Source organism: Streptacidiphilus pinicola (genome assembly GCF_003258295.1).
Taxonomy (GTDB): Bacteria; Actinomycetota; Actinomycetes; order Streptomycetales; family Streptomycetaceae; genus Streptacidiphilus; species Streptacidiphilus pinicola.
In genome coordinates this window covers 18,513-31,852 of sequence record NZ_QKYN01000007.1, presented here as the reverse complement: position 1 = coordinate 31,852, position 13,340 = coordinate 18,513, and the positions used below count along the sequence as shown (strand labels likewise).

Annotated in this window: 14 protein-coding genes; 9 read left to right on the top strand and 5 right to left on the bottom strand. The window is 71.2% G+C overall.

The genetic code is table 11. The features are described from left to right. Positions 1-12 precede the first annotated feature (12 nt). On the bottom strand, positions 13-1,161 hold the full coding sequence (locus DN069_RS01010; protein WP_111498758.1) for an adenylate/guanylate cyclase domain-containing protein: 1,149 nt from the start codon (positions 1,159-1,161) through the stop codon (positions 13-15). Positions 1,162-1,317: 156 nt separating this feature from the next. Further along, positions 1,318-2,199, bottom strand: coding sequence for a biotin--[acetyl-CoA-carboxylase] ligase (locus tag DN069_RS01005; RefSeq protein WP_111498757.1), 882 nt, complete (start codon positions 2,197-2,199; stop codon positions 1,318-1,320). A gap of 131 nt (positions 2,200-2,330) precedes the next feature. Here DN069_RS01005 and DN069_RS01000 point away from each other — a divergent pair, with 131 nt between their 5' ends. From DN069_RS01000 to DN069_RS00985, 5 genes are all read left to right on the top strand, one after another. After that, positions 2,331-3,926 carry an acyl-CoA carboxylase subunit beta gene (locus DN069_RS01000; protein WP_111498756.1) on the top strand — a complete coding sequence of 532 codons (1,596 nt, stop codon included), beginning with the start codon at positions 2,331-2,333 and terminating at the stop codon, positions 3,924-3,926. Between the two features lie 33 nt (positions 3,927-3,959). Beyond that, positions 3,960-4,169, top strand: coding sequence for an acyl-CoA carboxylase epsilon subunit (locus tag DN069_RS00995; RefSeq protein WP_111498755.1), 210 nt, complete (start codon positions 3,960-3,962; stop codon positions 4,167-4,169). Positions 4,170-4,272: 103 nt separating this feature from the next. Then, positions 4,273-4,407 (top strand): morphogenic membrane protein MmpB, encoded by a 135-nt coding sequence (gene mmpB, locus DN069_RS42270; RefSeq protein ID WP_279387862.1) that lies wholly within the window; start codon positions 4,273-4,275, stop codon positions 4,405-4,407. A gap of 40 nt (positions 4,408-4,447) precedes the next feature. Beyond that, complete coding sequence (locus tag DN069_RS00990; protein WP_111498754.1) at positions 4,448-5,098, top strand: Maf family nucleotide pyrophosphatase; 651 nt, start codon at positions 4,448-4,450, stop codon at positions 5,096-5,098. Between the two features lie 81 nt (positions 5,099-5,179). After that, positions 5,180-5,902 carry a hypothetical protein gene (locus DN069_RS00985; protein WP_243638814.1) on the top strand — a complete coding sequence of 241 codons (723 nt, stop codon included), beginning with the start codon at positions 5,180-5,182 and terminating at the stop codon, positions 5,900-5,902. Here the strand turns inward: DN069_RS00985 and DN069_RS00980 are convergent. Beyond that, positions 5,838-6,278, bottom strand: coding sequence for a hypothetical protein (locus tag DN069_RS00980; RefSeq protein ID WP_111498752.1), 441 nt, complete (start codon positions 6,276-6,278; stop codon positions 5,838-5,840). The genes DN069_RS00985 and DN069_RS00980 overlap by 65 nt on opposite strands. A 183-nt stretch (positions 6,279-6,461) precedes the next feature. Here DN069_RS00980 and DN069_RS00975 point away from each other — a divergent pair, with 183 nt between their 5' ends. After that, complete coding sequence (locus DN069_RS00975; protein WP_111498751.1) at positions 6,462-8,237, top strand: acetyl/propionyl/methylcrotonyl-CoA carboxylase subunit alpha; 1,776 nt, start codon at positions 6,462-6,464, stop codon at positions 8,235-8,237. A gap of 59 nt (positions 8,238-8,296) precedes the next feature. Beyond that, positions 8,297-9,361 (top strand): bile acid:sodium symporter family protein, encoded by a 1,065-nt coding sequence (locus tag DN069_RS00970; protein WP_111498750.1) that lies wholly within the window; start codon positions 8,297-8,299, stop codon positions 9,359-9,361. A 2-nt stretch (positions 9,362-9,363) separates the two neighbouring features. On the opposite strand, the gene DN069_RS00965 is transcribed toward DN069_RS00970, so the two are convergent. Further along, positions 9,364-10,218, bottom strand: a complete 855-nt coding sequence (locus DN069_RS00965) for a DeoR/GlpR family DNA-binding transcription regulator (protein WP_481557180.1) — start codon at positions 10,216-10,218, stop codon at positions 9,364-9,366. Positions 10,219-10,390: 172 nt separating this feature from the next. Beyond that, positions 10,391-11,830 carry an NAD(P)H-quinone dehydrogenase gene (locus DN069_RS00960; RefSeq protein WP_111498748.1) on the bottom strand — a complete coding sequence of 480 codons (1,440 nt, stop codon included), beginning with the start codon at positions 11,828-11,830 and terminating at the stop codon, positions 10,391-10,393. Between the two features lie 50 nt (positions 11,831-11,880). Between DN069_RS00960 and DN069_RS00955 the strand changes: the two genes are divergently transcribed. Then, positions 11,881-12,318: a gamma-glutamylcyclotransferase family protein gene (locus DN069_RS00955; protein WP_111498747.1), complete on the top strand. Its 438-nt coding sequence runs from the start codon at positions 11,881-11,883 to the stop codon at positions 12,316-12,318. A 100-nt stretch (positions 12,319-12,418) separates the two neighbouring features. Further along, complete coding sequence (locus tag DN069_RS00950; RefSeq protein WP_111498746.1) at positions 12,419-13,249, top strand: purine-nucleoside phosphorylase; 831 nt, start codon at positions 12,419-12,421, stop codon at positions 13,247-13,249. Positions 13,250-13,340: the final 91 nt, after the last annotated feature.

The window sequence follows — 13,340 nt, the reverse complement described above, 5'->3', positions numbered from 1 at the left end:
AGCCACCACGAGTCATGCCTCCGGCGCACGCCGCGTGAGCAGCCATGGCTCCACCAGGCCGAGGCCACGCACGGGGCGGCGCCACATCGGCTGGAGGGCGAAGCGGTACTCCGCGTCCGGGAGCGGGGGCTGGATGTGCTGGCCCTCGCCCGACGGGACGACCCCGACGGAGGAGATGGTCTGCAGGGCGTCCGCGCCTTCGCCGTCGCCGTCGGGTGGGGGAACCGCGCCCTCGCGTTCCAGCGCCGCGACGAGTTCCTCGTCGCACAGGACCGCGTCCTTCGGAGCGATGGACGTGAGGCGGGACGCCAGGTTCACCGTGGTGCCGAAGACGTCGCCCATCCGGGTCGTCACCGTGCCGAAGGCCATGCCGACCCGCAGCGCCGGCATCGAGTCGTCCTTGCCGAGCGTCTCGACCAGCGCGAGGGCGATGTCGGCGGCCGTACCCGCCTCGTCCGCGACGAAGAGGATCTCGTCGCCGAGGGTCTTGACGAGCCGTCCGCCCCGGCCGGCGACCAGGTCGGCGCAGGTGGACTCGAAGTTCTCCACCAGCTCGCCCAGCTCGTCGTCCTCCAGACGGCGCGACAGACGGGTGAAGCCCACCAGGTCGGCGAACCCCACGGCCAGCCGCCCGCTCTGCATCTCCTCGTCGTTCTCCGCCTGCACGACACGCCCGGTCACCGCGGCCAACTGCCGCCGCCAGACGTAGATGAGGAACTGCTCCAGCTCCGGCAGCAGCAACTCGACCAGCGGATAGGCCACCTCGGCACGTGTGAGGCCGGGTTCGGACGCGGAGGTGAGGTGCTCCAGGAAGGTGTCGATCTGCCACTCGGCCAGCCGCGCCGTCGTCTGGCCGGTGGAGCGGGCCACCTGGATGGCCATCCGCTCGCTCAGCAGACCGGCCTCGACCATGCCCGCCAGCCGGCGCAGCGCGATCACGTCGGTCTCGGTCAGCGCACGCGACTGGCCGATGTCGGCGAAGCCCATCGCCCGCCAGAAACGGGAGGCCAGCTCCATCGAGACGCCGGCGGCCCGGGCCGCCTGGTACGGGGTGTACTGGCGTTCGGAGTCCAGGATCAGCTGCTCCAGCTGCAGGGCCACGGAATCGCGGTAGTGCTGTTCCGCACCCTGCTGATCCCGCTCCCGTTCCCGGTCGCCCACCTGTTCGCCGTCCCGTCCGTCCTCGTGACGCGCCCTGCCGCCCCTGCCCCCGCGACAGGCGTGTCCTTGCTCACACCTCGCCCAGTGATACTCGCACGGAAAAGGCCCGTCTGGGGCATCCGCCCCGGTGAGAACCCGTAAACGACGCCGTGGGCCTCACGCGCCGCGCACGTGGATCACGTCGCCCGCGGAGACCGCGTGCTCCGCGCCGCTCGGCTCGCGCAGCACCAGCCGGCCGAGGTCGTCGACGTCGACCGCCTCGCCGACCACCTGTGTGTCGCCGGGCAGCAGCACCCGCACGTGCTTGCCGATCGTCGCGCACTGGTCCAGGTACGCCTCGCGCAGCCGCGTCGCGGTCGGGTCGCCGCCGTCCGCGCACCACTCCTGGTACAGCTCCGAGAGGGTGCGCAGCAGCTCGCGCAGCAGGATCTCGCGGTCCGTCACCGCCGCCTGGGCCAGCGCCAGGGAGCCCGCGGTCGGCACCGGCAGCTCGCTCTCGCGCAGCGTCACGTTGACGCCCACGCCCGCGACCACCGCGCGTCCGTTGTCGGCCAACTCGGTGAGGATGCCGCCGAGCTTGCGCTCCTCCTTGCCGACACTGACCAGCAGGTCGTTCGGCCACTTCAGCCGCACCCGCGTCTCCGCCGCGCGTGACAGCGCGGTGGACGCGGCGACACCGACCAGCAGCGGCAGCCAGCTCCAGTTGTCGCGCGGCACGCCCGCATCACTCGGACGGAGCAGCGCGGACAGAAAGATCCCCGAGCGTGCCGGGGCGGACCAGGAGCGGTCGAGCCGGCCCTTGCCGTGCGACTGCACCTCGGCGACCAGCACGGTGCCCTCCGGCGCGCCCTTCGCGGCGAGCTCCGCCAGGTCGACGTTGGTCGAGCCGGTCTCGGTGACGACGTCGACACTGCTCCACAGCGCGCCCAGCCGGCCGGGATCGCGGTTCAGCTGAGCGGCCCGCAGCGGCGGGCGGTCAAGGTCACTCCAGGGGGATTCGGTCACGACACCTAGCGTATGACCCCTGTCACTCGCCATATCCGAGGCAGGCCGTCGTGGCTAACCTACTGATCGGAAACCCCCACCGTTGGTGCCGCACGTATCCGCCCGTGGACCTGTCCGCGTGGAACGTGAGCGGCACCGGCCCTCCTGACGGGAGCCGCCCACCCATGTCCTCCGCCGACCACGCCAACGCCGACGTGGACATCCACACCACCGCCGGCAAGATCGCCGACCTGCGCCGCCGTATCGACGAGGCGGTCCACTCGGGCTCGGCGCGCGCCGTGGAGAAGCAGCACGCCAAGGGCAAGATGACGGCCCGTGAGCGGGTGCGCCAGCTCCTGGACGAGGACTCCTTCGTCGAGTTCGACGAGTTCGCCCGGCACCGCTCCACCAACTTCGGCCAGGAGAAGAACCGCCCCTACGGCGACGGCGTGGTGACCGGCTACGGCACCGTCGACGGTCGCCAGGTCGCGGTCTTCGCCCAGGACTTCACCGTCTTCGGCGGCTCCCTCGGCGAGGTCTTCGGCGAGAAGATCGTCAAGGTGATGGACTTCGCCCTGAAGACCGGCTGCCCGATGATCGGCATCAACGACTCCGGCGGCGCCCGGATCCAGGAGGGCGTGGCCTCGCTCGGCCTGTACGGCGAGATCTTCCGCCGCAACGTGCTGGCCTCCGGCGTGATCCCGCAGATCTCGCTGATCATGGGCCCCTGCGCGGGCGGCGCGGTCTACTCCCCCGCGATCACGGACTTCATCGTGATGGCCGACCAGACCTCGCACATGTTCATCACCGGCCCGGACGTCATCAAGACCGTCACCGGTGAGGACGTCGGCATGGAGGAGCTGGGCGGCGCGCGCGCCCACAACACCAAGTCGGGCGTGGCCCACCACATGGCCGCGGACGAGAAGGAGGCCATCGAGTACGTCAAGGCGCTCCTGTCCTACCTGCCGTCGAACAACCTGGAGGAGCCCCCGGCCTTCCCGGAGGAGGCCGACCTCGAGACCTCCCCGGAGGACGAGGAGCTGGACGTCATCGTCCCGGACTCCGCCAACCAGCCGTACGACATGCACAAGGTCATCGAGCACGTGCTCGACGACGGCGAATTCCTCGAGACGCAGTCCCTGTTCGCACCGAACATCCTGACCGGCTTCGGCCGCGTCGAGGGTCACCCGGTCGGCGTCGTCGCCAACCAGCCGATGCAGTTCGCCGGCTGCCTGGACATCGACGCCTCCGAGAAGGCCTCCCGCTTCGTGCGGACCTGCGACGCGTTCAACATCCCGGTGCTGACCTTCGTCGACGTCCCCGGCTTCCTGCCCGGCACGGGCCAGGAGTGGGACGGCATCATCCGCCGCGGCGCCAAGCTGATCTACGCCTACGCCGAGGCGACGGTCCCGCTGATCACCGTGATCACCCGCAAGGCCTTCGGCGGCGCCTACGACGTCATGGGCTCCAAGCACCTGGGCGCCGACCTCAACCTGGCCTGGCCGACCGCGCAGATCGCCGTCATGGGCGCGCAGGGTGCGGTCAACATCCTGCACCGCGCGACCATCGCCGCCGCGGACGACCCCGAGGCCAAGCGGGCCGAGCTGATGCAGGACTACGAGGACACCCTGCTCAACCCGTACGTCGCGGCCGAGCGCGGCTACATCGACGCCGTCATCCTGCCGTCCGAGACCCGCCAGCACGTGGTGAAGGGCCTGCGCGCGCTGCGCAACAAGCGCGAGACCCTGCCGCCGAAGAAGCACGGCAACATCCCGCTGTAACCGCCCGTCGCTTCAGAAGAGAGGTACGGCCTGATGGCCCCCATCCGCGTCCTGCACGGGCAGCCCAACCCCGAGGAGCTCGCCGCCGTCCTGGCGGTGGTCTCGGCCCGGGCGGCAGCCGGCGCCGCTGCCGCCCCGGAGGAACCGCCCGCCGGCGTCTGGCGCGACCGTGCGGCGCTGGTGCGCCGCATGCCCCAACCGGGGCCCAACGCCTGGCGCACCTCCGCCTGGGCGGGTCGCTGACCCCCGGTCGAACCCTGGTGTTTTCCGCAAGCGGGCCCTGTGCGGCGCAAGTTGAGTACCCGTACTCATGCGCCGCTCAGGGCCCGCGGCGCACCCTGGGGGAATGCTCTGGTCAGACCCGGTGGACGACACCCCGGCGGAGGCGGCGCGGATTCGCGGGCTGCTGCGCCGGGTGGGCATCCTCGTCGCGCTCTGCGCGTCCCTGGCGATGATCGTGGTCATGGCCTCGTGGGGATGACCCGAACGGGCCCCGGCCGGGCTTCACTACCCTGGACGCCATGACCGACAAGCGCACCCTCGTGCTCGCCTCCGCCTCCCCCGCCCGCCTCGGCCTGCTGCGCCAGGCCGGCCTGGACCCGAAGGTGATCGTCAGCGGCGTCGACGAGGACGCGCTCTCCGCACCCACCCCGGCCGAGCTCGCCCTGGTCCTCGCCGAGGCCAAGGCCGCGGCGGTCGCCGCGGCGCTCGCCGACGGCGAGCTGGTCGTCGGCTGCGACTCGGTGCTGGAGCTGGACGGCGTCGCCCTCGGCAAGCCCGCCGACGCGGCGGACGCCAAGGCCCGCTGGCTCTCCATGCGCGGCCGCAGCGGCGTGCTGCAGACGGGCCACTGCGTCATCGACACCGGCACCGGCGCCCGCGCCTCGGCGACGGCCGCCACGACGGTCCGCTTCGGCACCCCCGACGACGCCGAGATCGACGCCTACATCGCCACCGGCGAACCCCTCCACGTCGCCGGCGCCTTCACCCTGGACGGTCGCTCGGCCCCCTTCGTGGACGGCATCGACGGCGACCCGGGCAACGTCATCGGCTTGTCGCTGCCGCTGCTGCGCAGGCTCCTCGCGGAACTGGACGTCCGGATCACCACCCTCTGGGCTTGGCCCCGCACGGACCCCCCAGGGGCCGCGCGGTTCCTCGCGCCCCTGATGTAGTGCATGCTCTCTGTTGGAGTCTCAACTTCTGCTGGGGGCAGGCCAGTGAACAGCGGCGACATATGGAACATCGTGCTCGGAGTGGCCTCCAGTGCCATCAGCGCCACCGTCGCGTGGCTGGTGCAGGCGCTGCTGCGGCGGCGGAAGCTGAACCGCAAGCGGGCCTTCTTCGGACTGCGGAGCGGGAGCGACGCGCTGCTGGTGGTGCCACGGAAGGCAGGCTCCGCCGACGGCGAGCGGATCGTCGCGCAGAACGACGTCTACGGCCTGATGGAGCTCTCCGCGCTCGTGTACGAGTGCGGCGCGCAGTACACCGTGCTGCCGGCCCACCAGATCCGGCAGGGCATCGGCGACCGCGCCGAATTCTGCATCGGCGGCCCCGTGTCCAACGAGCGCACGGCCGCGCATCTGAAGCTCAAGTTCCCCGGGTTCACCCATCACGCCGAGTGGGAGGCCACCAAGACCAACGAGTTCGTCATCGGCGACACGCACTACGCCCGCGAGGCGGGGGTCGCCGACTACGTGCTCCTCGCCCGGATCGCGGTCGGCGCACAGGGGCAGCCGACGTTCCTGGTCTGCGGTCAGACCGCCGTCTCGAACCTCGCCGGGGTGCGGCATCTGCGGCGTTCCTACCGTGAGTTGAATCACAAACACGGCAGTGACAGCACTTTCGCGCTGCTCTTCAAGGTGCTGCAGCCGGAGAACTACGGCTCGGACGTCGTCGAATTCGTGGCGGATGTCACGAAGCAGGTGCAGCGGGGGCCGGCGCCGGCGAAGGCGCTGACCCCGGCCGCGTCGGAATGAAGAAGAGCAGCACCAGCAGCGTCAGGGTCAGGGCGAGCACGAGGAAGGTCCACACCCCCGACAGGGCCAGCATCAGCGCCGCCAGCACGCCGTGGAAGACCGCGGCGGCGATCAGCAGCAGCCGGGTCGGACGGCCGAACTCGCGGTCCTGGGCCCGCACCGCCACGCGCACCAGCACGCCCGCGACCAGCAGCAGGAAGGCCGCCTGCAGGCTCAGACCGATGTAGGCCGCACCGGCGATCGCGCGGTAGGAAACGCCCGCGAACTGCATGTGACCGCGGCTCGCGGCCCCGCCCAGCAGCAGCGCGGCCAGCAGCGAGACTCCCGCCTCGAGCACCAGCAGGACCGTCGTGGATATCGCCGTCCATCTCCGCATGGGCGAACCTTACTGAGTAGTAGTCAACGGCGGAAGGGGGTGTGCTCGAGCCCCCCACAACCCGGACGGCGTACCGTGGAACCACTGCTCACCCTGCGTGTGGGCAAGGTCACCACCGGAACGGACTCGTGGGTAGTCCTCGGGATTCCCTAGACTCTCCGGGGTTCAAAGAAGGGAGCCACAGTGCGCAAGGTGCTCATCGCCAACCGCGGAGAAATCGCCGTCCGCGTCGCCCGTGCCTGCCGTGATGCCGGAATCGCCAGCGTCGCCGTCTACGCCGAGCCGGACCGGGACGCGCTGCACGTCCGCGCTGCCGACGAGGCCTATGCGTTGGGTGGAGACACTCCGGCCACCAGCTACCTCGACATCGCGAAGGTGCTCAAGGCCGCCGCCGACTCCGGTGCCGACGCCATCCACCCCGGCTACGGCTTTCTCTCGGAGAATGCCGAGTTCGCCCAGGCCGTCCTCGACGCCGGACTGATCTGGATCGGCCCGCCGCCGCAGGCCATCCGTGACCTCGGTGACAAGGTCACCGCCCGTCACGTCGCCCAGCGCGCCGGTGCGCCGCTGGTCGCCGGGACGCCGGACCCGGTCTCCGGCCCCGACGAGGTCGTCGCGTTCGCCCAGGAGCACGGCCTGCCGATCGCGATCAAGGCCGCCTTCGGCGGTGGCGGTCGCGGCCTCAAGGTCGCCCGCAACCTGGAGGAGATCCCGGAGCTGTACGAGTCCGCCGTCCGCGAGGCGGTCGCCGCCTTCGGTCGCGGCGAGTGCTTCGTCGAGCGCTACCTGGACAAGCCGCGTCACGTCGAGACCCAGTGCCTGGCCGACCAGCACGGCAACGTGGTGGTCGTCTCCACCCGTGACTGCTCGCTGCAGCGCCGCCACCAGAAGCTCGTCGAGGAGGCCCCCGCGCCCTTCCTCTCCGAGGCGCAGATCGCGGAGCTGTACCGGGCCTCCAAGGCCATCCTGAAGGAGGCCGGCTACGTCGGCGCCGGGACCTGTGAGTTCCTGGTCGCCAACGACGGCACCATCTCCTTCCTCGAGGTGAACACCCGCCTCCAGGTCGAGCACCCGGTCTCCGAGGAGGTCACCGGCATCGACCTGGTCCGCGAGATGTTCCGCATCGCCGACGGCGAGGAGCTCGGCTACGACGACCCCGAGCTGCGGGGTCACTCGTTCGAGTTCCGCATCAACGGTGAGGACCCGGGTCGCAACTTCCTGCCGGCCCCCGGCACCGTCACCCTGTTCGCCCCGCCGTCCGGCCCCGGCGTCCGCCTGGACTCCGGCGTCGAGAGCGGCAGCGTCATCGGCCCGGCCTGGGACTCCCTGCTGGCCAAGCTGATCGTCACCGGCGCCACCCGCAAGCAGGCGCTGCAGCGCGCCGCGCGTGCGCTGGCCGAGTTCCAGGTCGAGGGCATGGCCACGGCCATCCCGTTCCACCGCGCGGTGGTCGTCGACCCGGCGTTCGCGCCCGAGCTCACCGGCAGCGACGAGCCGTTCCAGGTCTTCACCCGCTGGATCGAGACCGAGTTCGACAACACCATCCCGCCGTTCGCCGCTCCCGGCGTCGGCGCGGAGGACGGCGAGGGCGGCCGCGAGACCGTCGTCGTCGAGGTCGGCGGCAAGCGCATCGAGGTCTCCCTCCCGGCCGGTCTGGGCGTCTCCTCGGCGGCCCCGGCCAAGGCCGCGGGCGGCAAGGCCAAGCGCCGCGCGGTCTCCGGCAAGGGCGGCGCCGGCGTCTCCGGCGACACCCTCGCCTCGCCGATGCAGGGCACCATCGTCAAGGTCGCCGTCGAGGAGGGCCAGACCGTCGCCGAGGGCGACCTGGTCGTCGTCCTGGAGGCCATGAAGATGGAGCAGCCGCTGAACGCCCACAAGTCGGGCACCATCGTCGGCATCACCGCCGAGGTCGGCGCCACGGTCACCTCCGGCGCGGCGATCTGCGAGATCAAGGACTGAGTGTCCTGATATCCCGGCAGCGCCCGCACCACGGCACCACCTCGACGCTCGTCCCGGCCCTGCGCTCCGCGCTCGGCCGGGCGGGCGTCGACCCGTATCTGCTCGCGATCCTCTCGACCGTCGGCGTCGCGGCCCTGCTGCCCGCCCGGGGCGGCGCCGCGCACGCGGTCTCCGTCGCCACCCAGGTCGCGATCGGCCTGCTGTTCTTCCTCTACGGCGCGCGCCTGTCACCCCGGGCCGCGCTGGACGGCGCGCGGCAGTGGCGGCTGCACCTGACGATCCTGCTCGCCACCTTCGCGCTCTTCCCGTTGCTGGGCGTCGCCGCGCAGGCGCTGACCACCCCGCTGCTGGGCGCGTCCCTGGCCAAGGGCGTGCTGTTCCTGACGCTGCTGCCGTCCACGGTGCAGTCGTCCATCGCCTTCACCTCGATCGCGGGCGGCAACGTCGCCGCGGCGGTCTGCGCGGCGTCCTTCTCCAGCCTGATCGGCATCGTGCTGACGCCGCTGCTGGCCGCCTGGCTGATCGGCGGCAGCGCCCGCATCGACGGCGGCTCGGCGGTCACCCTGGTCCTGCAGCTGCTGCTGCCCTTCCTGCTCGGCCAGCTCGCCCGGCGCTGGATCGCCGGGTGGATATCCCGGCACAAGCCCGCTCTGACCCTGGTCGACCGGGGGTCGATCCTGCTGGTGGTCTACGGCGCGTTCAGCGAGGGCGTGGTCAACGGCGTCTGGAGTGCGCTGTCCGTGGTCCGGCTGTGCCTGCTACTGGGCGTCTGCGTGGCGTTGCTCTTCGCCGTCCTCGGGATCACCACGTTCGCGGGCAAGCGCTTGGGCTTCGCCCGCGCGGACCGGATCGTGCTGACCTTCTGCGGCAGCAAGAAGAGCCTGGCCAGCGGGCTGCCGATGGCCGCTGTGCTGTTCCCCGCCTCAGCGGTGAGCCTGGCGGTGCTACCGCTGATGCTCTTTCACCAGATCCAGCTCATGGCGTGCACGGTTGTCGCACGCCGGATGGCGGCACCGCCTAGGGGCGCGGGGAACTGCGCGACAAGCCACCCAGCCAGGGAGCAGGCCGAACGCGCAGGGCCATCCGCACGCCGGTGGTTCTCGCGCAGTTCCTCGCGCCCCTGAGGTCACCTCCTCCCGGAAGCGACCGGGACGGGCCCGCGTCGCTGGCCCGGGAACGTGGCGGGGCGGCGCGGAGCGTCCTGCGGGGATGACGCGGGGAAGCTCGCCGGAGGCGTCAGCGGGGCGACCTGGACCTGGACGCCGCGGTCGGCCAGGGCGTCCAGCTCTCTCGCCGCGGGCTCGACCAGCGTGGCCTGCTCGTCCGTGACGAGGTGGGTGATCGCCTCGCTGGCGACGGTCTGGAACATGGTGTCGTTGCCGAGCTTGCTGTGGTCCGCCAGGACCACGACCTCCGCCGCGGCGTTGACGAGCGCGCGGTCGACGGACGCGCTCAGCATGTTCGTCGTGGACAGACCGCGCTCCGCGCTCAACCCGCTGCCGGAGATGAACGCACGGGTGACCCGCAGCCCCTGCAGGGACTGCTCGGCGCCGCTGCCCACCAGGGCGTAGTTGGACCCGCGCAGCGTCCCCCCGGTCATCACCACCTCGACGCGGTTGGCGTGCGCCAGGGCCTGGGCGACCAGCAGGGAGTTGGTCACGACGGTTAGACCCGGGACCCGGGCCAGGCGGCGCGCCAGCTCCTGCGTGGTGGTGCCGGCGCCCACCACGATGGCGTCGCCCTCGGCGACCATGGTCGCGGCGAGGTCGGCGATGGCACTCTTCTCGGCGGCGGCGAGATGAGTCTTCTGGGGGTATCCGGGCTCACGCGAGAATCCGCCGGGGAGCACCGCGCCCCCGTGCCGGCGGTCGAGCAAGCCCTCGGCCTCCAGGGCGCGTACGTCTCGGCGTACGGTCACCTCGGAGGTCTGGACGACGCGGGCGAGCTCCCGGAGCGACACCGCTCCGTTCGCACGCACCATTTCGAGGATCAACTGGCGACGTTCTGCTGCGAACACGAAACAGACGGTAACGTGCACGACCGTTAGCTTTCAGGCGATTGCGCCTAGTTGCCCAAAACGTCCGCAGCGGACCGGCGCACGGCTCTACACTGTGCGCCGCACAAACGGCTCGACGCGCTCCCCTAACGCTCCGTCAGCTCTCCTGTGCGCGCTTGCGCACGTGCAACTGGCGTGCGGCCTCGGCGATCGAGCCGGAGACGGAGGGGTAGACGGTGAAGGCGTTGGCGATCTGCTCGACCGTCAGATTGAGGTCGACGGCCAGTGAGATCGGGTGGATCAGCTCGCTCGCCTTCGGCGCGACGACGATGCCGCCGACGACGATCCCGGTGCCCGGGCGGCAGAAGAGCTTCACGAAGCCGTCGCGGATGCCCTGCATCTTGGCGCGCGGGTTGCTGCGCAGCGGCAGCTTGACGCAGACGGCGTCCATCTTCCCGCACTCGACGTCCGCGGCGCTGTAGCCGACGGTGGCGATCTCGGGGTCGGTGAAGACGTTGGAGGAGACGGTCTTCAGGTTCAGCGGCGCGACCGCGTCGCCGAGCGCGTGGTACATCGCGATGCGGCCCTGCATGGCCGCGACGGAGGCCAGCGGCAGCACGCCCGTGACGTCGCCGGCGGCGTAGACGCCGGGCGCGGAGGTGCGCGAGACCCGGTCGACCTTGATGTGGCCGGAGTCGGCGGTCTGCACGCCGGCCGCCTCCAGGCCCAGGCCCTCGGAGTTGGGGATGGAGCCGACGGCCATCAGGCAGTGCGAGCCGGTGATGACCCGGCCGTCGGAGAGGGTGACCTCGACCTTGTCGCCGACCCGGCGCGCGGACTCCGCGCGGGAGCGGCCCATGACGTTCATGCCGCGGCGACGGAAGACGTCCTCCAGCACGGTGGCGGCGTCCGGGTCCTCGCCCGGCAGCACGCGGTCACGGCTGGAGACCAGGGTGACCTTGGAGCCGAGCGCCTGGTACGCGCCGGCGAACTCGGCGCCGGTGACGCCGGAGCCGACCACGATGAGCTCCTCGGGCAGCTCCTCCAGGTTGTAGACCTGGGTCCAGGTGAGGATCCGCTCGCCGTCCGGCTTGGCGTCGGGCAGCTCGCGCGGGTGGGTGCCGGTGGCCAGCAGCACCACGTCGGCGCGCAGTTCCTGCTGCTCCCCGTCGGCGGTCTCCACGATCACGCCGCGCGAACCGTCGAGCGCCTGCCCGCCCTCGAGGCGGCCGGACCCGCGCACCACGGTGACTCCGGCGCGGGTGACGGACTGGGTGATGTCGTGCGACTGGGCGACGGCGAGGCGCTTCACACGCCGGTTGACCTTGCCGAGGTCGACGCCGATGAACCGTTCCTTCGCGTCGTCGTCGTTGGCGACGACGATGCCGAGCTCCTCGTAGGAGCTGTCGAAGGTGGTCATCACCTCGGCCGTCGCGATGAGCGTCTTCGAGGGGACGCAGTCGGTGAGCACCGCGGCGCCGCCGAGGCCGTCGCGGTCGACGATGGTCACCTCCGCGCCGAGTTGCGAGGCGACCAGCGCCGCCTCATAGCCACCAGGTCCGCCACCGATGATCACAATCCGAGTCACGTAGCCCATTGTCCCGCAAGAATCGGTCGGACCTTGCACCGGCCCGTACCCTGGGAGCCATGACGCTCTACGCCGCGTATGCCAGCAACCTCGACGCGCGGCAGATGAGCCGTCGCGCCCCTCATTCGCCGCTGCGCGGCACCGGCTGGCTGGACGGCTGGCGGCTCACCTTCGGGGGCGAGCAGTTCGGCTGGGAGGGCTCGATCGCGACGATCGTCGAGGACGAGAAGGACCAGGTCTTCGTCGCCCTCTACGACATCGCCCCGATGGACCAGGAGGGCCTGGACCGCTGGGAGGGCATCCCGCTCGGGCACTACCGCAAGCTCCGGATCCGGGTGCACACCCTGGACGGCGACGTCACCGCCTGGACCTACGTCCTCAACGACTACGAGGGCGGCCTGCCCTCGGCCCGCTACCTGGGCCTGATCGCCGACGCCGCCGAGTCCGCGGGCGCCCCGCACGACTACGTGATGGACCTGCGCAAGCGCCCCTGCTGAGCTGTTCGCTGTGCGTTCCTCCGAATGAACCGGGCCGACCCACCCGAATGTCATCCTTTTGTGCTCTACGCGCGTAGGAGATTCTGGTTATCCTCGTTTCGTGAACGCCTTCCCCCAGCCGAACGCCGGCTCCACCCCCGTCAGCCCCTACGAGGCGGCCGCTGCCGCCGCCGCGCGTCTGCGTGAGCTCACCGAGGGGCACTCGCACGACGTCGCGCTCGTGATGGGCTCCGGCTGGGTCCCCGCCGCGGACGAACTCGGCAAGCCCGACTACGAGTTCGCCATCACCGAGCTGCCGGGCTTCCCGCCGCCGGCCGTCGCCGGGCACTCCGGCAAGATCCGCTCGATCAAGGTCGGCGACAAGCGCGCCCTGATCTTCCTCGGCCGCACCCACTTCTACGAGGGCCACGGCGTCGCCGCCGTCGCCCACGGCGTGCGCACCGCGGTCGCTGCCGGCTGCGGCACTGTCGTGCTGACCAACGGCTGCGGCGGTCTGCGCCAGGGCATGCAGCCCGGCCAGCCGGTGCTGATCAGCGATCACATCAACCTCACGGCCGCCTCCCCGATCGTCGGCGCCAACTTCGTGGACCTCACCGACCTGTACTCCTCGCGGCTGCGCGCGCTGTGCAAGGAGGTCGACCCCTCCCTGGAGGAGGGCGTCTACGTCCAGTTCCCCGGCCCGCACTACGAGACCCCGGCCGAGATCGGCATGGTCCGCGCCATCGGCGGCGACCTGGTCGGCATGTCCACCACGCTGGAGGCCATCGCCGCCCGCGAGGCTGGCGCCGAGGTGCTCGGCCTGTCGCTGGTCACCAACCTGGCCGCCGGCATCACCGGAGAGCCGCTCAACCACGAAGAGGTCCTGGAGGCCGGCCGCACCTCCGCCACCCGCATGGGCGGCCTGCTGGCCAAGGTCCTGGAACGGATCTGACGCACTTTCCCGAGTTCCCCCGCATGGCATCCGACGCTCCGCACGCCGGATGCCATGCTTTTTGTACGGCTTTTTCCACGGCTTTGCGGCT

Excerpts from the sequence above, each read along its gene's own strand:
- DN069_RS00995 (WP_111498755.1), top strand. The coding sequence starts at position 3,960 with ATGGCCCCCATCCGCGTCCTGCACGGGCAGCCCAACCCCGAGGAGCTC.
- DN069_RS00960 (WP_111498748.1), bottom strand. The coding sequence starts at position 11,830 with ATGGGCTACGTGACTCGGATTGTGATCATCGGTGGCGGACCTGGTGGC.
- DN069_RS00980 (WP_111498752.1), bottom strand. The coding sequence starts at position 6,278 with ATGCGGAGATGGACGGCGATATCCACGACGGTCCTGCTGGTGCTCGAG.
- DN069_RS00965 (WP_481557180.1), bottom strand. The coding sequence starts at position 10,218 with ATGGTGCGTGCGAACGGAGCGGTGTCGCTCCGGGAGCTCGCCCGCGTC.
- DN069_RS01000 (WP_111498756.1), top strand. The coding sequence starts at position 2,331 with ATGTCCTCCGCCGACCACGCCAACGCCGACGTGGACATCCACACCACC.
- DN069_RS01005 (WP_111498757.1), bottom strand. The coding sequence starts at position 2,199 with ATGGCGAGTGACAGGGGTCATACGCTAGGTGTCGTGACCGAATCCCCC.
- mmpB (WP_279387862.1), top strand. The coding sequence starts at position 4,273 with ATGCTCTGGTCAGACCCGGTGGACGACACCCCGGCGGAGGCGGCGCGG.
- DN069_RS00955 (WP_111498747.1), top strand. The coding sequence starts at position 11,881 with ATGACGCTCTACGCCGCGTATGCCAGCAACCTCGACGCGCGGCAGATG.
- DN069_RS00990 (WP_111498754.1), top strand. The coding sequence starts at position 4,448 with ATGACCGACAAGCGCACCCTCGTGCTCGCCTCCGCCTCCCCCGCCCGC.